The sequence below is a fragment of the Alcaligenes sp. SJTW-7 genome (assembly GCF_047716895.1).
GTDB lineage: Bacteria > Pseudomonadota > Gammaproteobacteria > Burkholderiales > Burkholderiaceae_B > Alcaligenes > Alcaligenes ammonioxydans.
In genome coordinates, this window is record NZ_CP136682.1 from 3,489,651 (window position 1) to 3,515,816 (window position 26,166).

Annotated in this window: 27 protein-coding genes; 19 read left to right on the forward strand and 8 right to left on the reverse strand. The window is 58.2% G+C overall.

Going from position 1 to position 26,166, the window contains the following annotated elements; translation table 11 throughout:
* Positions 1-6 precede the first annotated feature (6 nt).
* From RSQ48_RS15795 to RSQ48_RS15830, 8 genes are all read right to left on the reverse strand, one after another.
* Positions 7-1,068, reverse strand: a complete 1,062-nt coding sequence (locus tag RSQ48_RS15795; RefSeq protein WP_415301981.1) for a pentapeptide repeat-containing protein — start codon at positions 1,066-1,068, stop codon at positions 7-9.
* Entirely contained in the window at positions 1,068-3,587 is a 2,520-nt protein-coding gene (locus tag RSQ48_RS15800) for a pentapeptide repeat-containing protein (protein ID WP_301606050.1), read from the reverse strand. The genes RSQ48_RS15795 and RSQ48_RS15800 overlap by 1 nt, the downstream gene beginning before the upstream one ends.
* 62 nt (positions 3,588-3,649) lie before the next feature.
* Entirely contained in the window at positions 3,650-4,138 is a 489-nt protein-coding gene (locus tag RSQ48_RS15805) for a hypothetical protein (RefSeq protein ID WP_235587667.1), read from the reverse strand.
* A 33-nt stretch (positions 4,139-4,171) separates the two neighbouring features.
* A complete protein-coding gene (locus RSQ48_RS15810) occupies positions 4,172-4,657 on the reverse strand; it encodes a hypothetical protein (RefSeq protein ID WP_003805449.1) in 486 nt (161 codons plus the stop codon).
* A 21-nt stretch (positions 4,658-4,678) separates the two neighbouring features.
* Positions 4,679-7,030 (reverse strand): type VI secretion system Vgr family protein, encoded by a 2,352-nt coding sequence (locus RSQ48_RS15815; RefSeq protein ID WP_003805448.1) that lies wholly within the window; start codon positions 7,028-7,030, stop codon positions 4,679-4,681.
* 2 nt (positions 7,031-7,032) lie between these two features.
* Positions 7,033-7,629 carry a DUF3540 domain-containing protein gene (locus RSQ48_RS15820; RefSeq protein WP_131071033.1) on the reverse strand — a complete coding sequence of 199 codons (597 nt, stop codon included), beginning with the start codon at positions 7,627-7,629 and terminating at the stop codon, positions 7,033-7,035.
* 222 nt (positions 7,630-7,851) lie between these two features.
* The gene (locus RSQ48_RS15825) at positions 7,852-9,051 is read right to left on the reverse strand and encodes an acetyl-CoA C-acyltransferase (RefSeq protein ID WP_240209490.1); all 1,200 of its coding nucleotides are present in this window, start codon (positions 9,049-9,051) and stop codon (positions 7,852-7,854) included.
* Positions 9,052-9,064: 13 nt separating this feature from the next.
* Entirely contained in the window at positions 9,065-11,419 is a 2,355-nt protein-coding gene (locus RSQ48_RS15830) for a 3-hydroxyacyl-CoA dehydrogenase/enoyl-CoA hydratase family protein (protein WP_003805442.1), read from the reverse strand.
* A gap of 719 nt (positions 11,420-12,138) precedes the next feature.
* Between RSQ48_RS15830 and RSQ48_RS15835 the strand changes: the two genes are divergently transcribed.
* From RSQ48_RS15835 to RSQ48_RS15925, 19 genes are all read left to right on the forward strand, one after another.
* Entirely contained in the window at positions 12,139-12,714 is a 576-nt protein-coding gene (locus tag RSQ48_RS15835) for a chromate transporter (RefSeq protein ID WP_240209586.1), read from the forward strand.
* The gene (locus RSQ48_RS15840) at positions 12,711-13,241 is read left to right on the forward strand and encodes a chromate transporter (protein ID WP_240209585.1); all 531 of its coding nucleotides are present in this window, start codon (positions 12,711-12,713) and stop codon (positions 13,239-13,241) included. The genes RSQ48_RS15835 and RSQ48_RS15840 overlap by 4 nt, the downstream gene beginning before the upstream one ends.
* 188 nt (positions 13,242-13,429) lie before the next feature.
* A complete protein-coding gene (locus RSQ48_RS15845) occupies positions 13,430-14,254 on the forward strand; it encodes an ABC transporter ATP-binding protein (RefSeq protein WP_003805436.1) in 825 nt (274 codons plus the stop codon).
* Positions 14,251-15,036 (forward strand): lipid asymmetry maintenance ABC transporter permease subunit MlaE, encoded by a 786-nt coding sequence (mlaE, locus tag RSQ48_RS15850; RefSeq protein WP_003805434.1) that lies wholly within the window; start codon positions 14,251-14,253, stop codon positions 15,034-15,036. The genes RSQ48_RS15845 and mlaE overlap by 4 nt, the downstream gene beginning before the upstream one ends.
* Positions 15,037-15,057: 21 nt before the next feature.
* Positions 15,058-15,534, forward strand: a complete 477-nt coding sequence (gene mlaD, locus RSQ48_RS15855; RefSeq protein ID WP_240209584.1) for an outer membrane lipid asymmetry maintenance protein MlaD — start codon at positions 15,058-15,060, stop codon at positions 15,532-15,534.
* Between the two features lie 38 nt (positions 15,535-15,572).
* A complete protein-coding gene (locus tag RSQ48_RS15860) occupies positions 15,573-16,352 on the forward strand; it encodes a VacJ family lipoprotein (RefSeq protein ID WP_003805431.1) in 780 nt (259 codons plus the stop codon).
* Between the two features lie 38 nt (positions 16,353-16,390).
* The gene (locus RSQ48_RS15865) at positions 16,391-17,062 is read left to right on the forward strand and encodes a phospholipid-binding protein MlaC (RefSeq protein ID WP_131071037.1); all 672 of its coding nucleotides are present in this window, start codon (positions 16,391-16,393) and stop codon (positions 17,060-17,062) included.
* Positions 17,063-17,248: 186 nt separating this feature from the next.
* The gene (locus tag RSQ48_RS15870; RefSeq protein WP_003805427.1) at positions 17,249-18,040 is read left to right on the forward strand and encodes an ABC transporter ATP-binding protein; all 792 of its coding nucleotides are present in this window, start codon (positions 17,249-17,251) and stop codon (positions 18,038-18,040) included.
* A 95-nt stretch (positions 18,041-18,135) separates the two neighbouring features.
* Entirely contained in the window at positions 18,136-18,894 is a 759-nt protein-coding gene (locus tag RSQ48_RS15875) for an ABC transporter permease (RefSeq protein ID WP_051010478.1), read from the forward strand.
* A gap of 4 nt (positions 18,895-18,898) precedes the next feature.
* Positions 18,899-19,147, forward strand: coding sequence for a BolA family protein (locus tag RSQ48_RS15880; RefSeq protein WP_003805423.1), 249 nt, complete (start codon positions 18,899-18,901; stop codon positions 19,145-19,147).
* Positions 19,140-20,399, forward strand: a complete 1,260-nt coding sequence (murA, locus tag RSQ48_RS15885) for a UDP-N-acetylglucosamine 1-carboxyvinyltransferase (protein WP_059318136.1) — start codon at positions 19,140-19,142, stop codon at positions 20,397-20,399. Before RSQ48_RS15880 ends, murA begins: the two co-directional genes overlap by 8 nt.
* Positions 20,399-21,073: an ATP phosphoribosyltransferase gene (gene hisG, locus RSQ48_RS15890; protein ID WP_003805418.1), complete on the forward strand. Its 675-nt coding sequence runs from the start codon at positions 20,399-20,401 to the stop codon at positions 21,071-21,073. The genes murA and hisG overlap by 1 nt, the downstream gene beginning before the upstream one ends.
* Before the next feature lie 129 nt (positions 21,074-21,202).
* Complete coding sequence (gene hisD / locus RSQ48_RS15895) at positions 21,203-22,507, forward strand: histidinol dehydrogenase (protein WP_003805416.1); 1,305 nt, start codon at positions 21,203-21,205, stop codon at positions 22,505-22,507.
* A gap of 25 nt (positions 22,508-22,532) precedes the next feature.
* Positions 22,533-23,120 (forward strand): imidazoleglycerol-phosphate dehydratase HisB, encoded by a 588-nt coding sequence (gene hisB, locus RSQ48_RS15900; RefSeq protein WP_003805414.1) that lies wholly within the window; start codon positions 22,533-22,535, stop codon positions 23,118-23,120.
* Positions 23,121-23,140: 20 nt separating this feature from the next.
* On the forward strand, positions 23,141-23,788 hold the full coding sequence (hisH, locus tag RSQ48_RS15905; RefSeq protein ID WP_219235308.1) for an imidazole glycerol phosphate synthase subunit HisH: 648 nt from the start codon (positions 23,141-23,143) through the stop codon (positions 23,786-23,788).
* A 77-nt stretch (positions 23,789-23,865) separates the two neighbouring features.
* On the forward strand, positions 23,866-24,606 hold the full coding sequence (gene hisA / locus RSQ48_RS15910; RefSeq protein WP_003805410.1) for a 1-(5-phosphoribosyl)-5-[(5-phosphoribosylamino)methylideneamino]imidazole-4-carboxamide isomerase: 741 nt from the start codon (positions 23,866-23,868) through the stop codon (positions 24,604-24,606).
* The gene (gene hisF / locus RSQ48_RS15915) at positions 24,603-25,394 is read left to right on the forward strand and encodes an imidazole glycerol phosphate synthase subunit HisF (RefSeq protein ID WP_003805408.1); all 792 of its coding nucleotides are present in this window, start codon (positions 24,603-24,605) and stop codon (positions 25,392-25,394) included. Before hisA ends, hisF begins: the two co-directional genes overlap by 4 nt.
* A complete protein-coding gene (gene hisI / locus RSQ48_RS15920) occupies positions 25,394-25,798 on the forward strand; it encodes a phosphoribosyl-AMP cyclohydrolase (RefSeq protein ID WP_003805407.1) in 405 nt (134 codons plus the stop codon). Before hisF ends, hisI begins: the two co-directional genes overlap by 1 nt.
* Positions 25,795-26,148, forward strand: a complete 354-nt coding sequence (locus tag RSQ48_RS15925; protein ID WP_003805405.1) for a phosphoribosyl-ATP diphosphatase — start codon at positions 25,795-25,797, stop codon at positions 26,146-26,148. The genes hisI and RSQ48_RS15925 overlap by 4 nt, the downstream gene beginning before the upstream one ends.
* Positions 26,149-26,166: the final 18 nt, after the last annotated feature.

Here is a 26,166-nt window from a genome sequence, read left to right on the forward strand (position 1 = left end):
GGCTCCTTACTCAAGATTCATATAACGCGCCGTCCAGCTTTCGGATTCGTGCAAAGCCGGATCATTGGGCAGGCAGCCTGCAACCTGCTCCTGTCCGGCCTTGTCCAGCAGGCAACGATGAAACTGGGTGCGTTCAAAATGCGCGCCATCCCAACGGGCCCGGCGGCAATCTGCATACGAGAAATCCGCATAACGCAGCTGGCTATGCTCGAAACGGGCCTGCTCCAGTACCGCCTGCGCGAAGTAGGCTTGCTGTAAAACCGAACCGCGAAAATCCGCCTCGGGGGCATGGGCTTGAGCCCACAGGCTTTGCGTCAAATTGGCTTGCCGCATTTGCAAGCCTTGGGCTTGCGCCTGAACAAACAACGCCTGCTCGGCCTGCACCTGGTTCAGCACGGCCTGATTCAGGATGGCAGACTTGAAATTGGTGCTGCAAAGGCGGGCGTGGCTTAGGTCCGCCTGAGTAAAGTCGGACCCCATCAAAACACTGCCACCCAGATCCAGCCCGGACAAGTTCATGCCTTGGAAATTGCAGTCAATCGCGGTGACCCGGCTCCAGCGACTGCCTGCCAGCAGGCTGCCGCGCCAATCCAGTTCCATCACCGCCACCTCTTCCAGCCGGGTTGACCGCAAGGACAGCTCGCCAGCCCGGCAACCTGTCCAGGTACAGGCTTGCAACAAAGCCTGATCGAAATTTCCTGACCGCAGCACACAATGCCCCCAATGCGTCTCGATCCAGGCACCGCCTTGCCAAAGAGCACCCTGCAAATCGCAGTCCTGCCAGGTCACCTCACTTGCCTGTACATGTTTGCAAGACAGCTCCTTGAGTACACTGTCCATAAAAACGCAGCCGTCCAGGGTACTGGCATCCAAGACGGCCCCGCTCAGATCGCACTGGTGAAAATGGCTACCCGCCAGATTGACACCTAATGCCTTCACGCGTGGCAAGCGGCAGGACAGGAACACGGCCCCGGAGTAATCACCTGGCGGCAGATACAAGTCACTTAAATCCAGACCTTGCAATGGCTCACCCTGGCGGATGCGCAAACGCAAAACATGAGCGTCCATCAGACCGGGCCTCCCGCCGGTCCACGACGTGCGGTGCGCAGGTAGACATTCCGGCTACGAGTACGCATGTCGGTTTGCCATCCTTGCAGATCAGCCCGAAACAGATTCACCGTATCCAGCAAGGCTCCGCGCACATTCGCTCCGCCGGCCAGACTGTTGCTCATATCAACCTTGCTCAGCACGGCTTGACTGAAGTCCGCATCAATCAAAATGCACTCTCGCAAAACGGCCTGACTCCATTGCGAACCGTGCAGATTGGCACGGGATAAATCGCAACACTGGAGCTGAGCTTGTTCAAAGCAGGACTGGGATAAATCCACGCCTCGCAGATTGCTCTCTTCCAGACGCGCCCCCTGCCAGTTTGACCCTGGCATATCCAGGCCGGACACCACACTTTGGTGCCATGTACTCGCACTGCAATCTGCCACACCATCGAGCAAACCCAACAGCCAGGACGACTCTTTCAGCGTGGAGCCGCGCAAGGACAGCCCACGCAGATCACAATCCAGCCAGAGGCATTGCTGCAGCTGGCAATCCTGATACCTCACCCCAGACAAGCGCGAGCGCATCAAATACTGCACTTCCTGCAACTGGGAGGACTCGAACGTACAGCGCAGCATATCCACATCCAGCCATTCCTGTTCCTGCAAATGGGACTGCTGAAACAGCACATCCTGCCAACTGGATTCGCGGGGTTGCCAACGTATCGCCTGCACGTGACGAAACTGCACCGACTGCAAGACCGCTGCGCTGAAATCCACATCATCCAACTGGGACTGGGTGAACTGCACCTGCTCCAGGCGAGCCCGCACAAAACTCGCCCCTGAGCAATCCGCCCCCGCAAATGTGCCTTCTGTCAGAACGGCATCGTTAAAGCAGGTGCCCACACAGCGCACACCGGAAAAGTCGAAACCCTGCAAATGCAGGCCGCTCAAATCCAGACCGGAAAGATTCCGCGTTCCTGCCAAAATCAGTTCCACGCGCCTGCGCAAACGCTGTTGCCTCAGCTCGGAGACCAGCATGGCATCGCCATAGGCTTGCATGGCCTGCCTGGCCTGTTCGACAGGCTTGGCCAGCACCCCGGATACCGCAGCGTTATCACTACCCATCCTATCGAGTTCATCTAAAAGGTGTTGGGTTTCCCGGGCAGCAACCCGATAAGCCGCCTTGTCCTGAAAAGGGGATTGGCGCTGCATATCCTGCACCTGCTCCATGCCCGCAGCCAGTTTCTGACGCGCATCCCACAGCTGACGATTGGACTGACGCACTTCCTGCACCCAGTCTGTCCGGTCTATATCCATAGGCTTGGGAGGCCCTGCCTGTGTCAGCGAAAAAAAGTCATCTTGCCAGGCGGGGTGAGCTTGCGCCGCCTCCTGCGCCCACCGCTCCAGACGCGTGCGCATCGTCAGTGACAAGGGATCGTCCGGGCTGCTCAGCACCTCACCCAGGGGGGCACAGCAAGCCTGGGGCAGCAAGTCTTGATCGCGCAAGGCAAACAGGCCAGCCTGATCTCCTTCGCTGCGCAAGTGCAGCACGCGCTCATAATGATCCTGGCCGCGAGCTTGTCCTGCCAGCTCCACTGCGGGCATTAACAAACTTACATCTTGAGCCTGCGCATCCTGCACGGACACACTTCCCTGATACAGCAGCAACATGTGGCCCAGGTCCGGAAAAAACCAGACTGTGGTGTGCAGCAGATCCAGCTTTTGCAATCCGGGGACCCGACGATCCTGATACCAGCACATGGCTTGCCACTGCGGCAAGGTGCCGCACCACTGGGGTCGTTGTGCATGCAGATGGTGTAGCTCCCACGTACTGTCTGCAGGCCAGTGGCTCTGCCTGGGCCACCACTGATCTGGCTCCGCCGTGTTGAAAAAATGCGGGTCCAGGCTGTCGAGCATCATGCCCGGATCATGTTGCAACCAGGCGGGATCATAATGACCGGCCAAACGAAAACGTCGTGGTCGCAACGGAGAGACGGGCCCCAAACCGGCCGGGCTGCCTTGCTGACCAGAACGATGCAAACGCCCCTCCCAGGGTTCGACCTGAGGCAACGTCAGCGGCTCTCCAGGAGCGGCAAGCTCCATCCCCATGCCTGCCGGATTATCGGGATACTGCGGCCCTCCCCAGCTACGGCTACCATCCAAGGGCACACGCGTAAAAGGCGCTGCCTCGCCGGGCCTGCCTTGACGCCATTGGCGTCGCCCGAACACGGCCAGCCTCTTTTCAATGGGGCCGACACGGGCTTGAACCACCAGTTGCGAGACCTCTTGCCCCTGCGGAGCACAGGCATGTCCCGATACCAGAAACTCCGCGCAAGGCTTGGGTAAAGCCAGATCCACCACCTCATCGTCCAAGATCAGGCTCGACACCCCCTGCCACATGCGTGCATCAGTGCTTAATAAATGCGGCGCATCCATCGAGCACCAGGCCTGGACTGAAACACCCAACGCATGCTGACCACGCCAGCTCCAGGGACGCGCCAAAACACCCAAGCGCAATGGCTTGACTAGGCGCATATGAACTCCTTAGCCATGTTTGCTGGTCCGATCATTGTTTCTGTTCATCCTGCCGCATAAGGTCAATCACCATAGGAAGTGAAGACAGGCCGCAATTGCAATACGACCTGTTCACGATCAAGCGCGCAACGTGTCGGTTCATGGAGGTCGCCCAGCACGGCCACCACCTGACCTGGCTCAAACCGGCTGTGCAATTCGGGTTGAATCAACACCTCTATAAACGTCCTGCGCCCCTCGACGTCCAGACTAAGACGCAACAAGGGATAAACCAGCTTGAATACACCCGGCAGCAACTCCTCTTGAGCCACGATGCGCGCCTGGCATCGCAGCGCCTTCCTGGAGCGCAGCCGCTGATACACGCGTTGCTCGGGCCAGGCACGCCAATAACGCACAAGCGCTCGAGCACCAGCCACCAAGAAGCCCACCGGCACCACCAGCACGATGGCGACCAGATATGGTAAAAAACCACTCCATTCCAAAGCCATGCCGATACGTACCATCATCGCCGCCAGACTCAGCGCCAGAAACATCCAAAGAAGCAGCCCTAGCATCTCAGCCCTTTTTCCCAAAGCCGGAACCTGACACTAATCCACATACGGGCTGTGCACAGGTTTGAGCTGCAAAGCCACCTGCTCACGATCAATGGCGCATTGGCGTGGATCAGTCGCGTCACAGAGCACCGCCACCGTATTACCCGGCCTGAATCTGTACCCCAGTTCAGGCTGCATCAGCACATCCAGATCAACGCGTGTTCCCTGCACATCCAAAACCAGGCGTACCAATGGATAAGCATGTGTGCGCCCTTCCCGCAATGGGGTGCACTCCACAATCTCCGCCTGGACCCGCACTGCATTTCCCCGGACCAGCTTTCTGTATCTGGCCTGCTCCGGCCAGGCGCGGTAATGCTGCATGAAATCGCGGCGCGTCGTCTCCAGCGCTATCAGGAAAAACAGGTACAAGAAAATAGAGATATAAAAGCCCGGCCCTTCCCACTGGGTCATCACGCCCACGTAGGTAATCATCGCCGTCAGGAACAGGAGCATTAAGCCTGTGCGTACCGCCGTTGCCATCGTGAATCTGCCCCTCCTTGATTACATGAACAAATGCAGGATGGCCTTACGCAAACTCATCATCGATTTGTGCGTTTCCATGCCTATCTTCTTCAAGGCCAAGCCTTTCTTCTTGATATCGAGCATGACCTCATCGTTTTTGAAGGTCGCCTTATCGATCTTGTAATAGGCCCACTGATAGTTCAGCCCATACGCCTGTGCCCGCATGCCCCAGGCATCCAGGGAAGCGCCTGTCCCGTTCAGGCGAAACCCCGTCACCCTTTCGGTGTGAGGCACCCAGAAGCGCTCCAGACTCGTGACATTGACCTTCCAGCTGGGCGTGGTGATGTTCACCCCTGTTGAGGCGGTAATGTCCACGGGCCCGGAAATGCTTTTGGTCAGATTGCCGGTCAGGGTGTCAGTGACATTGCCAGTGGTAGTCAGGTCCACATTACCCGTAACGGTTTCTTTAACATCGCCGGTCACGGTGTAGTCCACCGCGCCAGTAATCGTGCGGGTGTAGTCGCCGGTTTGAGTGGAGTTGCGGGTGCCGGTGATGGCGTCCGTGACCTCGCCCGTGACGGTATGGGTGACATCGCCGGTAATCGTTCTGCTCAGATCCCCGGTCAGCGTATCGGTCACATTGCCTGTCACCGTGCGCGTCACATCACCGGTGTGAGTGCGCGTCTGCTCGCCCTCTATGGTTTCGACCAGATCTCCGATGACTGTGCGTACAACCCCGCTATTGAAGGTCTCGGTTTCCAAATCCTGCACCGTGGTGGTGCGGGTCGCCATAACGCTCAAGGTATCGTGGCCAGTAATCACGGTAGTCCGGTTGCCATCGACGGTATGGGTTTCGTCCCCTTCAACTTCCGTGTCCAGATTGCGCTCGGCATGTAGCCAGATACGCTCCTGACCGGCCCTGTCCTCGAACATGAAGGCGTTGGCGTTGCTGGGGTCACCGTCTTTGGAGCGGCTCAAAAAGCCGCTTTGCGTCGCATTGTCCGGCAGGTTCCAGGGTGGCATATTGCTGGCGTTATACACGCGTCCGACCGCAATGGGCCGATCCGGGTCGCCCCCCAGAAAGTCCACAATCACTTCGTCGCCCACGCGGGGCAATTGAATGCCCCCAAAGCCGCCGCCTGCCCACGGGCTGGAGACGCGCAGCCAGCAGGAGCTGTTTTCATTGGCCTGCCCATAGCGGTCCCACAAAAACTGAACCTTGATGCGACCATACTGATCGGTCCACAGTTGCTCGCCGCTCTTGCCCACCACCTTGGCGGTTTGAGGGCCGTAGGTGCGTGGAACCGGCGTAAGCCGCAAAGGACGGTAAGGCTGGCTGGATGGCATCACCCGAAAATCAATAAAGTAGTGGCTGGCCATGCCACTCTCACCGGTATGGCTGACATCGAGAAAATCGTAATCAACCTGGGTCACCAGGTAATCGCGATTGTCCTCCAGACGCGGATGATTGCGCACGGACAACACATACCCTGGCGCGACCCCGCGCGCATTGGTCTGGGCTTGCGCCTGACTGCGTACCGCCTGCAAGGCTTCGAGCCGCAAGCGAGAGTAATGCTCACCGTGGTGAGGCTCGGTGTAGCCACCCGCCCATTCGTACACTTCCAGATCACCCAAGGCGTGTTCAGCGGGGTTGCTGCGCGTGGCGTCCAGGCTGGCCCCCGGCTTGCAATAGTCGTAATCGGCCGTCGCGTAACGGCCCGGAGTGACTTGCTCATACGGGTGCCAGGCATGGATATGCTCGACATCGGGATGCGCTACCCGGTCGGGGGACACAAAGGGTAGTTCAGTCAACCAGGGCGCAGCCGCATGCTGGCCGGCATCATCCGCCATCACCAGCGTATGAGCCCCGTTACGATGTTCGAACCAGTAGTAAATCCCTTCGCGCTCCATCAAGCGGCTGACAAACTGAAAATCGCTCTCCTGATACTGAACGCAATAAGTCTGACGTGGATAATCCTGCGTCAGCCGAGATTCCCAGGCAAAGGGGTAACGGCCCAGTACGTCCTGCAAGACCTCAGGCACTGTTTTTTCCTGAAAAATCCGGCTGTCCATGTTCTGGCTCAAGAACCAGAGCCAGGGACGCAAGGTGGCCCTGTAGGTGTAAAAGCGGTCGCTACGACCTGTTTTGCCCAGCAGACGAAACGCGCTGATGCGCCCGTCCAGGAAACGCGGAACGGCAAGCGGCGTCCTGATCTCCAGACTCAGGGACTCACCCAGCAAGCTGCGTAAATCCAGCAAGGGTGTGTTGCACACCACATCCACCTGCAACTCAAAGGGCTGAGACAACCCTTCTCGGCCTTGCAAGGCCTGAAACAGCAGGACCTCCGGGCCCAAGGGGCTATGCACTTGCACAAGACGTTCTGTCAGCATGCCTACCCCATGTGTATTTGGTCAGCGTCAACTTTGACCAGCTCACGTGCGCTCATCAAGGTATGGCGGGCATGCAAACGCATTTGATGCTGGGCTTGTACGTCCAGTCGGCCACCACGCCAACGCTCTTCTTTTTCAGTCAGACGAAATACGTGATGACAGACTTGAGACAAGCGATCGGACACCGTTTCCTGGACCCGCGACAAGATCCGCAGCGTGCCTGCCGTCAGGCTCACTTCTCGGCCCGACTGGCGCAAATGCGCACCGGCCTGCAACGTCAAATCGGCCTCGGACTGAATATGTACCCCTCCCTGCGCAGCCTGCACATGCAACCCTTGCTCAGCCACCAAATGCAAGGCCCCGCCCTGAGGGCGCTCCAGCACGGCAAACACATAGGCCTGCTCGCCATCGGCCCCGCCTACCCATACCTTGTCACCCACTTGCGGCTGCACCAGGCAACTGACGGCCTGCGGCACAATCCAGCAGCGCTCGCCGCAGTCGACCTCAAACTGCCCCGACTCCAGACGGGCCTTGACCCACCCCTGCCAGAACAGGGGGGGCACATGCAGGCTGGACACCATGCGCGAGGGCAATCCCATACATCCTCCGTGTGAGCTGTTCAACACAATAAAAAGGACTATGGCGCGGGCCTATGTCTACTCTATGACAACAACAAACCTTTACTTTTTTGACATTTAGCGGGTTTTAAGCAAATTTGCTTACACGTATCGCGCTCTTGCCCCTCCCTGCCGGGGATAGACCAATAAAAAGCCGCCCGAAGGCGGCTTTGTCCAGCAACGATAGAAGCAGCAGATCGGAAATTATGTCCGCTCGAAAATCCCGGCTGCACCCATGCCGGTACCAATACACATGGTGAGCATGCCGTATTTCAACTGACGACGCTGCAAGGCATGAACCACCGTAGCAGCACGCATGGCACCGGTCGCACCCAGCGGGTGGCCCATGGCAATGGCGCCACCCAGCGGATTGACCCGCTCAGGGTCCAGACCCAGATCCCGAATCACTGCCAGCGACTGAGCCGCAAAGGCTTCGTTCAGCTCGATCCAGTCCATCTGGTCTCGCTTCAAGCCTGCCAGGGCCAGCGCATGCGGGACGGCTTCTTTAGGCCCAATCCCCATAATGGCAGGCGGTACGCCACGCACCGAGAAGGTCACAAAGCGTGCCAGGGGCGTCAGATTGTGCTCCCGCAAGGCACGCTCGGAGACAAGCAGCAAGGCACCGGCCCCGTCCGAGGTCTGCGAGCTGTTGCCGGCCGTGACCGAACCACGCGCCGCAAACACGGGGCGCAATTTACCCAAGGCTTCCAGACTGGTATCCGGGCGTGGGCCTTCGTCCCGTTCGACCACTTGGGTTTTAACGGAGATTTCCTGAGTGTTCAGGTCAGGCTGACGACGGGTCACCGTAACCGGCAAGACTTCACCCGTAAATTCGCCCGACTCCCAGGCCTTGACGGCTTTCTGGTGCGAGGCCAGAGCAAACGCGTCCTGGTCTTCGCGAGACACCTTCCACTGACGAGCGACCTCTTCAGCCGTCAGGCCCATACCGTAGGCAATCCCGTAGTTTTCGTCCGAGGTAAAGATCTCGGGACTGAAACTGGTGTTCACGCCCATCACCGGCACCTGACTCATGGATTCCACGCCGGAGGCCACGATAATGTCTGCCTGACCAGTACGGATACGATCGGCCGCAATGGCGATGGCACTCAGACCCGAGGCGCAGAAACGGTTGACGGTCATGCCGGCCACGGTGTGCGGCAACCCTGCCAGCAAGGCGGAGATGCGCGCGACGTTAAAACCCTGTGGGCCTTCAGGCAGGGCGCAGCCGGCCACCACTTCTTCAATGGCGGCCGGGTCCAGCTTGGGTACATCAGCCAGCATGCCGCGAATGGCATACGCCAGCAGCTCGTCAGGGCGATAGGACGAAAACACGCCACGAGGCGCTTTTCCGATGGGTGTACGCTTGGCAGCGACGATATAAGCTTGTTGTACAGTCATGTCCACTCCTTGATCCGCTCTAGTTACGCACGGGCTTGCCAGTGCTCAACATCCCAGCAATACGCTCCTGGGTCTTGGGGGAATTGAGCAGCGCCATGAAAGCCTGCCGCTCTTGCGTCATCATCCATGCCTCATCCACCAGCGAGCCTGGATCTACATCGCCCCCGCAGATCACGGTTACGACCTTCTCGGCGATATGGAAGTCATACTCCGAGATAAAACCACCTTCTTTCATATTCACCAGTTGAGCTTTCAGTGTGGCAATGCCATCGCGACCGGCCACCGGGAAGCGACGTGGCAGCGGCGCACGCCAGCCGGCGCTGGCCAAAGCCTGAGCCTGACGAACGGCCACATACACCAGTTCCTGACGGTTCATCACGATGGTGTCGGACTCCTTCAGAAAACCAAGCTGGCGGGCATCCAGCGCAGAACGCGACACCTGGGCGCTGGCAATTGCCAGCGCAAAGCGCTTCAGATACGCCAGCAGTGGGGCGTCGGGCGCCCCCATGGCCTGCAGTTCGGCCGCGCGGCGTGCCGAGTACGCCAGACCACCGGCACCCGGCACCAGTCCCACACCGACCTCCACTAAACCGATATAAGACTCGAAATGGGCAACCCGGTGCGCACAATGGACAGCCAGTTCGCAACCGCCACCCAGAGCCAGACCGGCCACCGCAGCCACCACTGGCACTTGGGCGTAACGGATACGCAGCACCATGTCCTGCATGGCGCGTTCCACCGGCTCGACCGCCGCCACCCCCTCTTTCTCGAACAGCGGCAAAATGGCCTTCAGGTCGGCACCCGCGGAGAACGGGTCGCCATCCTGCGCAATGACCAACGCCTGATACGACGCTTCGGCCAGCTCAACCGCCTTGAACACGCCATTGACTACGCCGGGGCTGAGCGTGTGCATCTTGGTCTTGAAGGACACAATCAGCACATCCTGGGGATGCGGCGCGGGTAACGTCCAGCAGCGTACCGATTCATCCTCAAACACCGTCGTGGTTTCCAGGGACTCGACTTCGCCGACCAGCAAAGGGGTGCCGATGTGACGCTGATAAACCGGCAGTTCGCTGCGACCTTCAAAGCGACTTTGCGATGGATTCCAGGAACCGGCGGCAGTGTGGACACCCTGGGCTTCCCATACCGGGCCGCGTGTCGCCCAATCGGGCAGCGGCTGATTACTCAGTGTCTTGCCGTCCTGAATATCCTGAGTGATCCACTCAGCAACCTGACGCCATCCCGCCGATTGCCAGATCTCGAACGGCCCCTGCTTATGACCAAACCCCCACTTCAGGGCCAGATCCAGCTGACGGGCGTTGTCTGCAATGTCTTGCAGGTGAATGGCGCTGTAATGGAAGGTGTCGCGCAACACCGCCCACACGAATTGAGCCTGAGGCTTGTCGGACTCGCGCAGTTGACGCAGCCTTTCGGCCGGGTCACGTACGGCCAAAATGGCGGCGACATCGGGATCGATTTTCTGGTCAGCCGCCACGTAATCGCGCTGATGTGCATCGAACCGCTGGATTTCACGCCCCTTCTTGCGGAAGAAACCGGCGCCGGTCTTTTGACCCAAAGCGCCTGCGTCAATCAGACCCTGCACTTCGGGCGGCAGGCCAAAGTGTGCTTTGAAGCTGTCATCAGGCAGTTGATCCTGCATGGTACGAATCACGTGTGCCAGGGTGTCCAGACCCACCACGTCAGCCGTCCGGTAGGTACCCGATTTGGCGCGTCCCAGGCGAGTGCCCGTCAATTCATCAACCTGCTCATACGTCAGGGAGAAACGGCGTGCCTGCTCGAACACGGACAGAATGCCGAAAACACCGATGCGATTGCCAATGAAGTTGGGAGTATCTTTGGCGCGAACCACGCCCTTGCCTAGTTGCGAGACCAGGAAGGTTTCCAGAATATCCAGCAGGGCTGGCTGGGTGTATTTCGTGGGGATCAGCTCCACCAGGCTCATGTAGCGTGGAGGGTTGAAAAAGTGCACGCCGCAAAAACGTGGGCGCAGCGCTTCCGGCAACACCTCTGCCAACGAGGTGATGGACAGGCCCGAAGTATTGCTGGCGATGATGGCGTTAGGGTTCAGTGCTGGCCCGATCTTGCGGTACAGATCCTGTTTCCAGTCCAGGCGCTCGGCAATCGCCTCAATCACCAAGTCGCAATCGGCCAGACGATCCAGATTGTCTTCATAGTTGGCCGGCTCAATCAGGTCAGCCAGATCGGGCGTACCTAGGGGAGCGGGATTCATTTTTCGAAGATGGGCGATGGCACGAGTGACAATGCCATTTTTTGGCCCTTCACGCGCGGGCAGATCAAACAAAACGACGGGTATGCCTGCATTCACGCAATGGGCGGCAATTTGCGCGCCCATAACGCCGGCACCGCACACGGCGACCCGACGTAAGGTTCGGGCACTGCCCGTCACTGCACTGGCTGAACTAGATGTCATAGGTTTGTCTCCAGGAAACTGAACCCCCACGCCGCGCAAGATCCCAAACGGGGCTCTACGATGTGAGGCGATCGGATAATCGTACACGTACCAGCGGCTTTAAGACCATAAAGTCTTTTTTATTTTCATTCAAAGCGGGGCGTAGATCAAATCCATCTTCATCAACCGGTCTACCGTGGCGTGTCAGCGTATGTTTCCGTGGCCTTACCTGCATCCGCAAAAATTCAAACGATCGTTTCAATCTCTTTTATTTCAATAGATTGAACCAGCATCATGCTCTTTTCTTGCGCCATTCATTCCGAATAGGATTACTCTCCCCAGGTGCGCAGCACGCCTGTCCCGGCCTGGTTTTTATTATTTCTTTTTTATTTTTTTCAATCCGGTTTCTATTTAAATTTTCATTTAATTTAATTAATTATTCATTTTAAATATTTCAAACGAATAATGACCCGGAGACTACAAAATGGCGCATCCTTCTCCCGCCTGAACGGATACTTTGCGCAGCATCCGGGCTTGAGAAGCAGCAACGCCGACGAAGGACTGGCAGCGTAGCGCCCACAAGAAGACAAAAACGGCGTACTTTGTAGGCCAGAAACGACCACACTTTCATCTTGGCGAACCCTATCGCGCTTTATGACCCTATGATCCGGCCTCAAGACGCGCCCCCCTTATCCTTGGGCACCCTCTTTCTGATCTTTGCTCGCATTGGCCTGACCAGCTTCGGCGGGGGCTTAAGTGCTTGGCTCATGCGTGAATTTGTCATGCAGCGACGATTAATGAGTCAGGCGGATTTTTTGAGCGGTCTGGCTCTGTCCCAAGCGCTGCCCGGCATAAACGTCGTCAATTTATCTATCTGGATTGGCTACCGCCTTCAGGCCGGCCCAGGCGCTTTGGTCGCCTCGCTGGGCATGGTTCTCCCCCCACTGCTTGTGGCCATTCTGATGCTGATCGGGCTGGAGCAGTTGACGGACTCTGTGCTGGTTCCCCAGATCATGGCGGGCATTGCGGCTGCCGCCCTGGGCCTGTCCCTTGAAATGGGGGTGCGCTCGGCACGCAGCGCGGCCACCGGCGCCATACCCATTGCCCTGATGATGGCGGTCTTTATCGGCATATTTGTCATGGAATGGAACCTGATCGCCGTCATTGTGATCTGTGCTCCCCTGTCGGTCGGGTACGCCTGGCTGCAATTGGAAGACGCTGCGACGAAGCAACCATGATCCCCATCCTCTTGCAACTTATCCGTGTCTTTGCCCCCCTGTCCTTCCTGACCATTGGCGGTGGGCAAAGCATCATTCCCGAAATACATCGGCAATCGGTCGATATTCATGGCTGGCTCAGCGATCAGGAATTTCTGGATTTGTTTGCCCTGTCACGCCTGACACCCGGCCCAAAATCCCTGCTGGTCACGCTGGTGGGCTGGAAAGCAGCGGGCTGGGCCGGCGCCCTGGTGGCATCGATCGCCATTTTTCTGCCTTCAGCGGTGCTGATTTATTATCTGGCCACCATCTGGAAGCGCTATGAAGGCAGCCGCCTGATCCGCGCCATCGAAATCGGCCTGCTGCCTATTGCCGCCGGCATGATCCTGGCGGCCAGCGGCACGATTCTGAAAGCAGCCCAAGGCGGAGTGTGGGCTTGGGGGACGGCGTTGGCCTGCGCCACCGTCCTGCTGCTCACCCGCATCAATCCCTTATGGCTATTGGCGGGTGGTGGTCTGCTTTTTGCGTTGACACACGCTGTGACCTGAACCTACCTGGCCCCGTCAATACGTCTTTTTTTGGTCGCCGCTTCGTTCTAAAGTCGATAACGGTATCCCAGAGCGCCTGTCTCTTTCAATAAACGCTGTATTTCCACCTTGATTAAGCGCAATACATTGAGCCGCCAGACCGGCAAGCGGTACAATAGCAGGTCTTTTTACCCCCTTTTACCCACGACATGGCTGTAAATACTGACCAAGCCGTACTAAATCTGGATTCCGCTTCGCTGGGCTATGGCGCTTTCACCGTCCTGGCGGATGTGTCCATGACCGTCCAGAAAGGCCAGGTCGTCGCCATGATGGGGGGGTCAGGTTCCGGAAAAACAACACTTCTACGGGCTGCCACCGGGCAAATCCGTGCTCAGAAGGGGACTGTTACGGTGTTTGGTCAGGATCTGGCCAAGCTGGACGGCGAGGCCCTGCGCCAGACGCGTCAGCGCATGGGTGTCCTGTTTCAGCAAGGCGCCCTGTTCACCGACCTGAACGTGTTTGAAAACGTCGCGTTCCCCCTTCGCGAACTGAGCAACGACTCCGAAGCTGCCATACAGGAACGGGTGCTGGCCAAGCTGGACGCCGTGGGTCTGCGCGCCGCCGCTCATTTAGGTGTGAATGAAATCTCCGGAGGCATGGCTCGCCGGGTTGCTCTGGCTCGCGCCATTGTGCTGGAACCCGAGCTGATTCTGTACGACGAACCTTTCGCCGGGCTGGACCCCATTTCCATGGGCATTACCGCACAACTGATTCGCAACCTGACCGACCGCCTGAACTGTGCCTCGGTACTGATCACACACGATGTGGCCGAATCCTTTGCGATTGCCGACCAGGTCTACATGGTTGGCCAGGGGCGTTTGCTGACACAGGGCACGCCCGCTGAACTGCGCGCTTCCCAAGACCCCTACGTACAACAGTTTTTGCGTGGTCAGCCCGATGGCCCCATCGCCTTCAATTACCCTGTCACCCCGGCTTTTGAGGCCTGGTTGCAGAATCGGACGACGCGCTCATGAACTTCATTACCGCCCCGATTAGCGCGCTTGGCGCTGCCATACGCAACAGCATTTACGGCTTGGGCGCATTCAGTCGCCTGTTTGCTGCTTTGCTGCTGCGTTCATCGCTGCTGTGGCGTCGCCCACGCCTGGTGTCCCAGCAAATCCACTTCATTGGCAACTATTCGCTGCTGATCATTGCCGTTTCCGGGCTGTTTGTGGGTTTTGTACTGGGTTTACAAGGCTATTACACGCTGAACCGTTATGGCTCCGAAGAGGCCTTGGGCCTGCTGGTGGCCTTGTCCCTGGTGCGTGAGCTGGGACCGGTCGTTACCGCCCTGCTGTTTGCTGGCCGGGCGGGCACCTCTTTGACCGCCGAAATTGGCCTGATGAAGGCTGGCGAACAGATTGCCGCCATGGAAGTGATGGCCGTGGACCCCTTGCGCCGCTTGCTGGTACCGCGCTTTTGGGGCGGCATCATTGCCATGCCCATCTTGGCGGCCGTCTTTTCCATGGTGGGTGTGCTGGGCGGCTATATTGTCGGCGTGCAAATGATCGGCATCGATGCGGGCGCTTTCTGGTCACAAATGCAAAACGGCGTCGATGTAATTGACGACGTTCTTAATGGGGTGATCAAAAGCCTGGTCTTTGGCCTGATCGTCACCTTGATTGCGCTCTATATGGGCTGGCATGCCAAGGCCACACCTGAAGGCGTATCTCGCGCGACCACACGCACAGTCGTCAGTGGTGCGTTGGCGGTATTGGGCACGGACTTCCTGCTCACCGCCCTTATGTTCAGTTAACTATTTAGGAATTACTCAGTTATGAATCGCGACAAAACCGATTTCTGGGTTGGCCTGTTTGTCTTGCTGGGGCTGGTCGCACTGGCATTCCTGGCCCTGCGTGCGGGTAACCTCAATTCTTTTTCCTTTGCCAAGACCTACCAGGTCTCGGCCAAGTTCGATAATCTTGGGGGCTTGAAACCCCGCGCGCCTATCAAGGCCAGCGGCGTGGTTGTTGGCCGGGTGGGTTCGATCGGTTTTGACAATCAGGACTTCAAGGCGGTCGTCACCCTGGATATGGATGAACATTACAAGTTCCCTGTCGATACCTCGGCCTCGATTCTGACATCGGGCCTGCTGGGCGAGCAGTACATTGGCCTGACCGCAGGCGGTGACGACAAGGATCTGCAAAGCGGCAGCACCATTACCTATACCCAAAGCGCGGTTGTGCTTGAAGAACTGATCAGCAAGTTCCTCTACAACACAGCCTCCAAGGACGGCGGCTCCAAATCGGAGTGATACAACGCTGCCTCATGCTCATTACAGACGACACAACCATGAATACAACCACCCACCGCTCCTACTCCCTGCCCCGTGCAGTCCGTTTGAGCCTGATCGGTGCCAGCGCAGCACTTGTGGCCGGTTGCGCCAGTGTGCCCAACCCCAATCCCCAGGACCCCTGGGAGAGCATGAACCGCGGCATCTACGCCTTTAACGAAAACGTGGACGGCGCGCTGATCAAACCAATTGCGGAAGGCTATACGGCACTGACGCCCCAACCTGTACGCACATGTATCAGTAACATTTTCAACAACATGGGTGATGCCTGGTCAGCAGTCAACAGCTTCCTGCAAGGCGAGCACGTCGACTTCTTCAATACCCTGGGTCGGGTACTGTTTAACTCCACCATGGGTCTGGGCGGCTGTATCGACGTTGCCACCATGAACGGCTCCAAGCGCATCCCTAACGACTTTGGCGTAACGCTGGGTGTATGGGGTGTCAAATCCGGCCCCTACGTCATGCTGCCCTTCTTCGGGCCCAGCACCGTCCGTGACGGTGTGGCACGCGGCACCAGCTTCCTGGAAGGTTTCTCGTCCACTGGCCCGATCATGGCCATCAAGGATGTCCCCGTACGCAACAGCATCATGGGCCTGTGGGCTGTGGATGCTCGCGCCGGGCTCCTGGACACAGAAAAACTTGTTAACGACATCGCCCTTGACCGCTACAGCTTCATACGCGACGCTTACCTGCAGCGACGTCATGCGATGGTGCAAGCCCGCCGCACCGGCGGTGACACCAGCCAGGATTTGCCTGACTACTCGGACGCAGACGAATAAAAACGCCCTGCCCGCCGACCATTCATCTGGAGTTTTTTATGATTTCCCGTCCCGCCCCGGGCGGGACTGCTTTGCAGTCCTCTCCCTCCCGCCTGTTTTCCTGGATTCTGACCGTCTGTGCGGCCCTGGCCCTGTGTTTGTCCTCGCCAGGCGCACAAGCACAAGCAGCTGATCCCAAAGGCGAGCCCAACAAATTTGTTGAAACGGTCGGCAATCAAGCATTGAAGGTCGTCAAACAAAGCGAGTCCATCCGCAAAGGGGACCGGACTGCCATTCTGGCGGCTGTGAATGAAAACATCATGCCTTACGTGAACCTGGAAAAAACGACCCGTCTTTCCGCCGGTCGCTACTGGCGTCAAGCCAGCCCCGAACAGCGTCAGAAACTGGTCGACGCGTTCAAGGGCACCCTGGTTCGCACGTACAGCGGCGCCTTGTCCCGCGTGGATGACAACACCCAGCTGACTATTTTGCCCTTCCGTGGGGATGCCAGTGCCGACGACGTCGTCGTGCGCTCGTCACTGACCCAGCCCAATGGCGGCCCTGTGGGTGTGGACTACCGCCTGGAAAAAACGGCCGACGGCTGGAAGATTTACGACCTGAACGTGGAAGGCATCTGGCTGATCCAGAACTACCGCAACCAGTTCGCCCAGCAAATTGAGCAAGGTGGTATTGACGGTCTGATTGATGCGCTGAACAAGCAGAACAGTTAAGCCCAGCCGTGGCAAACACGGCGCCTGGGCTGGGGCATTGTTAAGCAGACCAGCGTCGTACTCTATAATAAAGAGCCTGACCACCCCCCAACAGGTCTACGCCAGCGCGTAGGCCTGTTTAGTTAACAAAGACGCCACGGCGACGTCCCGCTTCGCACCACCCGCGTCAGGCCAACTCAATTTGCCATGTCCGCCTTCAAACTTGATAACGTCAGCAAACGCTTTGCCCCCCAACGACGGGGGCTCAAAAGCCTGTTTTCACAACCCCGTGCCGATGCCGGTTTTCTGGCCGTCGATCAGGTCAGCCTGACTATCGAACATGGCGAATTTTTCGGTTTGCTCGGACCCAATGGGGCCGGCAAGACTACCTTGATTTCCATGCTGGCCGGTCTGACCCGTCCCACCAGCGGTCAGGTCAGCGTCTGTGGTTACGATGTGCGTACCCAATACCAGAAGGCACGCCAGTCACTGGGCGTGGTGCCGCAGGAAATTGTGTACGATCCTTTCTTCACAGTCCGGGAAACCCTGCGGCTGCAATCAGGCTACTTCGGCCTGAAAAACAATGACGACTGGATTGACGAGATTCTGGCCAATCTGGCCCTGAGTGACAAAGCCGACACCAATATGCGCGCCTTGTCCGGTGGCATGAAGCGTCGCGTGCTGGTAGCCCAGGCGCTGGTGCATCGCCCTCCGGTCATCATTCTGGACGAGCCCACTGCCGGCGTGGACGTGGACCTGCGCCGCACCTTGTGGGAGTTCATCATCCGTCTGAACCAGCAAGGTCACACCATCTTGCTGACCACCCACTACCTGGAAGAAGCCCAGGCGCTCTGTGGCCGGCTGGCCATGCTCAAAAGTGGCAAAATCGTGGCACTAGACACCACGCAAGCCATCATGGAGCGCGCCGGCGGCCATGATCTGGAGGATGCATTTGTGCGCATCATGCACAACGAAGGAAAAATGGGAGTCGCCCTGTGAACCCAAACCACTCTCCCAAACACTGGGGCGTTCCCCAACACAGTGATACGCCCAGACCCAAAACCGGTACCCTGAGTCTGCCTCCACAACCCAAGATGGGCTCGGGCTTTCCCACCCTGTTGCGCAAGGAGCTGATGCGCTTTTGGAAAGTGGGCTTTCAGACGATTGCCGCCCCGGTACTGACGGCGCTGATGTATCTGCTGATTTTCGCCCATGTGCTGGAAGGCCGCGTCACCGTCTATGACTCCGTGCCCTACACTGCTTTCCTGATCCCGGGCCTGATGATGATGAGCATGCTGCAAAACGCCTTTGCCAACCCCTCATCGTCCTTGATTCAAAGTCGCATCACCGGCAATCTGGTCTTTATTCTGCTGCCGCCGCTCTCGCACCGCGAAATTTTTGCCGCCTACCTGCTTGCCTCCATCGCACGTGGCATCTGTGTGGGGCTATGTGTCTGGCTGGTTTCCCTGTTCTTTGTCTCCTTGCCCATTGCCAAGCCGATGTGGGTATTGGTCTTTGCCATCATGTCTTGCGGCATCATGGGCGCCTTGGGTCTGATCGCTGGTTTGTGGTCCGAAAAATTCGACCAGCTGGCCGCGTTTCAGAACTTTCTGATCATGCCGGCCACCTTTCTGTCGGGCGTGTTCTATTCGATCCATAGCCTGCCGCCCTTCTGGCAAACTGTTTCACACTGGAATCCGTTGCTCTATACCATTGACGGGTTCCGCTACGGTTTTTTCGCCGCCTCGGATATTTCTCCCTGGTTCAGCCTGACCGTTGTCGCCAGCGTCTTTGTTGCGCTGTGTCTGATTTCGCTACGCCTGCTTGCCTCAGGCTATAAATTACGGAATTGATTTCATGTTGCCGACTCCCGAACAAGTTCACCAATACATTGCCGACAACCTGCCCTGTGAACACCTGCAAGTACAAGGCGATGGTTCGCACTTTGAAGCCCTGATCGTCAGCCCCGCCTTTGAAGGCAAACGCCTGATTGCCCGTCACCAACTGGTCTACAAGGCGCTGGGCGACCGGATGAAGGCCGAGATCCACGCCTTGTCCATGCGCACGCTTACCCCCGACGAATACAAGGCCAATCCGAATGGATAAATTACGCATCACAGGTGGCCAGCGCCTGCATGGCGAGATCACCGTCTCTGGCGCCAAAAACGCCGCCCTGCCTATTCTGTGCGCCAGTTTACTGACTGCCGACACGGTCTATCTGGACAATGTCCCGCGTCTGCGCGACATTGACACTACCCTGAAGCTTTTGGGTCAGTTAGGGGTCAGGCAGGAACGCAATGGCACCTTGGAGCTGAACGCAGCCAACATCACCAAACTGGAAGCACCCTACGAACTGGTGAAAACCATGCGCGCCTCCATTCTGGTGCTGGGTCCCCTGCTGGCCCGCTTTGGCGAGGCCCGCGTCAGCCTGCCCGGTGGTTGCGCCATTGGCCAGCGCCCGGTGGATCAGCACATCAAAGGCCTGGCTGCCATGGGTGCGGAAATCCATGTCGAACACGGCTTTGTAAATGCCCGTGCCAAACGTTTGCGCGGTGCAGTGGTGCGTACCGATATGGTGACGGTCACCGGCACAGAAAACCTGATGATGGCGGCCGTTCTGGCTGAAGGCCAAACCATTCTTGAGAACGCAGCGCGCGAGCCCGAAATTATCGATCTGGCCGAACTGCTGATCAAAATGGGCGCCAAGATTCAGGGCCACGGTACCGACCGCATCGTGATTGACGGGATCGAACGCCTGCACGGTGCCAAGCACACCATCTGCCCAGATCGTATCGAAGCAGGAACTTTCCTGTGCGCCGTGGCCGCCACCGGTGGCGAACTGACCTTGCGCAATACCGATGCCGACGCCATGGGCGCCACGCTCGATAAGTTGCGTGAAGCCGGTCTGCATATTGAAACCGGCCCGGACTGGATCAAGGCCAGCATGGAGGGTCGTCCCAAAGCCGTTAGCTTTCGCACCAGCGAATACCCCGGCTTTCCCACTGACATGCAGGCTCAACTGATGGCCTTGAATACCATTGCCGAGGGCACCGCCTCGGTCGTGGAAACCATCTTTGAAAATCGCTACATGCATGTGCAGGAGCTCAACCGCCTGGGCGCGCAGATCGATATCGAAGGTCATATGGCCGTCGTTACCGGCGCTCCCTTCCTGACCGGCGCCAACGTCATGGCAACCGATCTGCGTGCGTCAGCCAGCCTGGTCATTGCGGGCCTGGCGGCCCGGGGTGACACCACCGTCGAACGCATCTACCATCTGGACCGTGGCTACGACCGTATGGAAGCCAAGCTTCAAGCCGTCGGCGCCAATATCGAGCGAATCAGCAGCAAGGAAACCTAATGAGTCCCGCCGGTTTAAATCAACCTCTGACGCTGGCCTTGTCCAAAGGCCGGATTTTTGACGAAACCCTGCCTTTGCTGGAAGAGGCGGGCATCAAGGTACTGGAAAGCCCGGAGACGTCGCGCAAACTCATCCTGCCCACCAACAATCCGGACCTGCGTCTGATTATTGTGCGTGCTACCGACGTGCCCACCTATGTGCAATACGGCGCCGCCCATATCGGGATTGCCGGCAAGGATGTGTTGTACGAGCACATGGAACAGCACCCTGGCGGCCTGTACCAACCGGTGGATCTGAACATCGCCCGATGCCGTCTGTGTGTGGCCGTGGCCGAAGGCTTTGACTACCACTCGGCCGTCAAACAGGGCTCGCGCCTGCGCATCGCCACAAAATACACGCGTGCGGCTCGTGAACACTTCGCCAGCAAGGGCGTGTATGTGGACCTGATCAAGCTGTATGGCTCCATGGAACTGGCCCCGCTGGTCGGCCTGGCCGATGCGATTGTGGATCTGGTCTCCAGCGGCGGCACCCTGCGCGCTAACAAGCTGGTAGAAGTGGAAGACATCACCCCCATTTCCTCGCGTTTGATCGTCAATCAGGCCGCCATGAAAAACCGTGGCGCGCAATTGCAACCCCTGATCGACGCCTTCTCGCGTGCTTCCCTGGACGAGTAAACCCACCTCTTCTTCCCATAAGGGGCAAAACGTCTGTCAATCTTGCTTGTGCAAAAGGCGCAGACCGCCTTTTGCCTGGGCGAAATGTTATACACTGGCCTTTGAACCTTAGCCTTTTCCTGTTGCGACATGTCACTGATCCATCGCCTAACCTCCCAATCCGCCCAGTTCGATGCTGAGCTGCGCACCCTACTGGCTTACGAAGCGTCCGAAGACGAATCGATCGAGCACGCCTGTGCCCAGATCCTGCATCGTATCCAGCATGAGGGAGACACGGCCTTGCTGGACTACACGCAACGCTTTGACCGGCTGACTGTTGAACAGGCCAGCGCGCTGGAAATCCCCAAGGCGGAACTATTGGCCGCTTTGGAGAGTTTGCCGGCCGACCAGCGCAAGGCGCTGGAGCAGGCTGCCGAACGTGTGCGTCGCTACCACGAGCACCAACGCAGCGAAACCTGGACCTATACAGAGCCTGACGGCACGGTGCTGGGTCAGCAAGTCACCCCCCTGGATCGCGTGGGACTGTATGTTCCCGGTGGCAAGGCCGCTTACCCCTCCTCAGTCCTGATGAACGCCATTCCCGCCAAAGTGGCCGGCGTTCCAGAGTTGATCATGGTCACGCCTACACCCGATGGCGTGCGCAACCCCATCGTGCTGGCTGCGGCCGCTCTGGGTGGTGTAGACCGCGTGTTCACCATTGGTGGCGCGCAAGCCGTGGGCGCTCTGGCCTACGGCACAGACACCATCCCGGCGGTCGACAAGATTGTCGGCCCCGGCAATGCCTACGTCGCCGCTGCCAAACGCCGGGTGTTTGGGGTCGTGGGCATCGACATGATTGCCGGCCCGTCCGAGATCCTGATCATCAGCGACGGCAGCGCGCCCGCAGACTGGGTAGCCATGGACCTGTTCTCCCAGGCTGAACACGACGAGCTGGCTCAGGCCATCTTGCTGTGTCCCGATGCCGACTTCCTGGACCAGGTTGAGGCAGCTATCGAACGCCTGTTGCCCACCATGCCACGTGCGGACATCATTCGCCGCAGCCTGTCCGGTCGCGGCGCCCTGATCCATGTCCGCGATCTGGACGAGGCCTGTAAGATCAGCAACCATATCGCGCCAGAACACCTGGAAGTCTCTACCCGGAATGCCCAGGACCTGTTGAGCAAAATCCGCCATGCTGGCGCCATTTTCCTGGGCCCCTACAGTTCCGAATCGCTGGGCGATTACTGTGCCGGGCCCAATCATGTCCTGCCGACGGCACGCACTGCGCGTTTCTCGTCACCGTTGGGCGTCTACGATTTCCAGAAACGCAGCAGCATTATTCAGGTTTCAGAATCAGGCGCCCAGACACTGGGACCCATAGCCGCTACGCTGGCACAAGGCGAGGGGCTGTACGCCCACGCTGCCAGCGCGCAATTCCGATTGAACCAATCCTGATACCGGCCTTGCCGCCGGCTCTGACATGCGTACCGCCGAGATTACCCGCAATACCAACGAAACCCGCATCCGCGTGGCTGTAAACCTGGACGGCACCGGCCGTCACTCGCTCAACAGTGGCGTGCCTTTTCTGGACCACATGCTGGACCAGATCGCCCGACACGGCCTGATCGATCTGGACGTGCATTGTGAAGGCGATACTCACATCGACGACCATCATACCGTCGAGGATATCGGCATTGCGCTTGGCCAGGCCTTTGCCAAAGCTGTGGGCAGCAAGGCCGGTCTGCGCCGCTACGGACATTCCTATGTTCCGCTGGACGAAGCGCTCTCGCGCGTGGTGGTGGACTTCTCCGGTCGTCCCGGCCTGTTTTATTTTGTGCCCTTCACCCGCGCACGAATCGGCCAGTTCGATGTAGACTTGGCACGCGAGTTTTTCCAGGGCTTTGTCAATCACGCCCTGGTATCCTTGCACATCGATAACCTGCGCGGTGAAAACGCACACCATCAGTGCGAAACCGTGTTCAAAGCCTTTGGCCGAGCATTGCGCATGGCTCTGGAGCTGGACCCACGTAGCGAAGGCGTGGTGCCTTCGACCAAAGGGGTTCTGTAAACGTCCTTCGGACACACATCGTGACCACTATCGCTATTGTCGATTACGGTTCGGGCAACATCTTCTCAGTTGCCCGGGCACTGCATGCCGCCTCGCCCGAGGCGCGCGTTGTTCTTGCTCAAACCCCTCAAGCCATTCTGGATGCGGACCGGGTCGTATTACCCGGTCAGGGCGCCATGCCCGACTGCATGGCCCATCTGGACCAGTCCGGCTTGCGTGATGCCTTGCTGACCGCCGCCCGCAGCAAACCCTTGCTGGGTATCTGCGTAGGCGAACAGATGCTGTTCGATTCCAGCCAGGAAGGCAATGTTCCCTGCCTGGGCCTGATTCCCGGACAGGTACGCCGCTTTGAAGGTCCGAATTACAAAAGCAGCGAGCACACCGGCGGCTCCGCATTGAAAGTGCCTCATATTGGCTGGAACCGAGTCCACCAGACTCGGGATCATCCCTTATGGGCGGGCATTGAGGATGGTGCGTTCTTTTACTTTGTACACAGCTACTTTGTCGATCCGCTGCATATAGATCAAACTTGTGGTTCGACGCACTACGGCCAATGCTTTACCTCGGCGATCGCAAACGCTAATATTTTTGCGTTGCAATGCCATCCTGAGAAAAGCGCAGACAACGGCCTGCAACTGTTCCGGAATTTCGCCCACTGGAAGCCATGATTTTTCAAGAAAGCTTCCTGGCGTTTTTCTGACTTTTTCCGACCCAGTATTTCTTACGTTTTTTACGGCTAAAGACCATGCTTTTGATTCCCGCCATCGACCTTAAAGACGGGCGTTGTGTGCGCCTTCGCCAGGGTGACCTGGACGACGCCACTATTTTCTCGGATGATCCGGCCAAAATAGCAACACAGTGGCTAGAGCAAGGGGCCCGACGCCTGCATCTGGTGGATCTGAACGGCGCCTTTGCCGGAAAACCCAAGAACAGCGAGGCCATCAAGTCCATTATTGCAGCCGTCGACGGTGAGATTCCCGTGCAGATCGGTGGCGGCATCCGCGACCTGGACACCATCGAGCGCTACCTGGACGCCGGCATGAGCTACGTCATTATCGGCACCGCCGCGGTCAAAAGCCCCGGTTTCCTGCAGGATGCCTGCAGCGCCTTTCCCGGCAGCATCATTGTTGGTCTGGACGCCCGTGATGGCAAAATCGCCACCGACGGCTGGAGCAAGCTGACCCGCCACGACGTACTGGACCTGGCCAAGAAATTTGAAGACTACGGCTGCGAATCCATTATTTATACCGATATTGGCCGTGATGGCATGCTGAGCGGCGTGAACATCGAAGCCACTGTCAAGCTGTCCCAGCATGTCAAGATTCCCGTCATCGCTTCGGGTGGTGTCACCAATCTGAAAGACATCGAAGAGCTGTGCGCGGTCGAGCACGAAGGGATTGAAGGCGTCATTTTGGGACGCAGCATCTACGAAGGCACCCTGGATTTTGCCGAGGCACAGACATTTGCTGACGAGTACCCGGCATGAGCCAGGTTGCTGCCAACGAATTAGCCTGCCGCATTATCCCCTGTCTGGATGTCACCGCCGGTCGGGTGGTCAAGGGGATCAACTTTGTGGATCTGGTCGATGCAGGTGATCCGGTCGAGATCGCCCGCAAATACAACGATCAGGGTGCCGACGAGCTGACTTTCCTGGACATTACCGCCACCTCGGATAACCGCGATCTGATTTTGCCCATCATCGAACAGGTGGCCAGCCAGATCTTCATCCCTTTGACGGTCGGTGGCGGTGTTCGCGAAGTGGCTGATATCCAGCGCTTGCTCAATGCCGGTGCGGACAAGGTTTCCATCAACAGCGCTGCCATCAGCAACCCTGATCTGGTACGTGCAGCCAGTGACCATCATGGCAAGCAGTGCATGGTTGTCGCCATCGATGCACGTCGTGTCAGTACCGGCAATGAGGCTCCCCGCTGGGAAGTCTTTACCCACGGCGGACGTCGCGGGACCGGACTGGATGTGGTGGAATGGGCCGCGAAAATGGCCGAATACGGTGCCGGCGAACTGCTGCTGACCAGCATGGATCGCGACGGCACCAAGTCCGGATTTGACCTTGAGCTGACTCGTGCCGTGGCCGATGCCGTCTCTGTGCCCGTCATTGCCTCGGGCGGAGTCGGTGGACTGCAGGATCTGGCCGATGGGGTGATCAAGGGCGGCGCCAGCGCCGTACTGGCCGCCAGCATTTTCCACTATGGTCAACACACTATTGCCGAAGCCAAAGCGTTCATGGCTGCGCAGGGTATTCAGGTGCGACGCTAATGGCTGACTTACCGGCTTGGCTGGCTGAAATTCGCTTTGATGAACACGGCTTGATCCCCGCCATTGCGCAAGACCAGGCAACGGGCAAAATCCTGATGGTCGCCTGGATGAACCAGGAGTCCTTGCAAGAGACCGTCAGCACGGGTCGTGCCGTGTATTGGTCGCGCTCCCGCCAGCGTCTGTGGCGCAAGGGCGAGGAGTCCGGTCATGTTCAACATGTCAGCGACTTGCGCCTGGATTGCGATGGCGACGTTATTTTGCTCAGCGTGGAACAACTTGGCCAGATTGCCTGCCATACCGGGCGGGAAAGCTGCTTTTATCGTCAGCTGCAAGGCCAGAGCGATCAGGCACAATGGGTAACGGTCGATCCCGTACTGAAAGACCCGGAGCATATTTACCGATGAGCGAACAACCTACCGTCGAGACCATTCTCGACCACCTTGGCCGGACCTTGAAATCCCGTTTACCTGCTCAAGGGGGTGACCCGTCCTCATCCTACGCCGCCAAATTGCTGGCCAAAGGTCCGGATGCATTCTTGAAAAAGATTGGCGAAGAGGCAACCGAGCTGGTCATGGCCGCCAAGGATCAGGAGCGCGAGCGTATTGTCTACGAAACGGCAGATCTGTGGTTTCATAGTCTGGTGGCGCTGACCTATTATGGTCTGGAGCCTCGCGATGTACTCACAGAGCTGTTGCGCCGCGAGGGCACATCGGGCCTGGAAGAAAAAGCTTCGCGACCTAAGGATCAGGTGTAATCCTGTCATCTAGTCGCG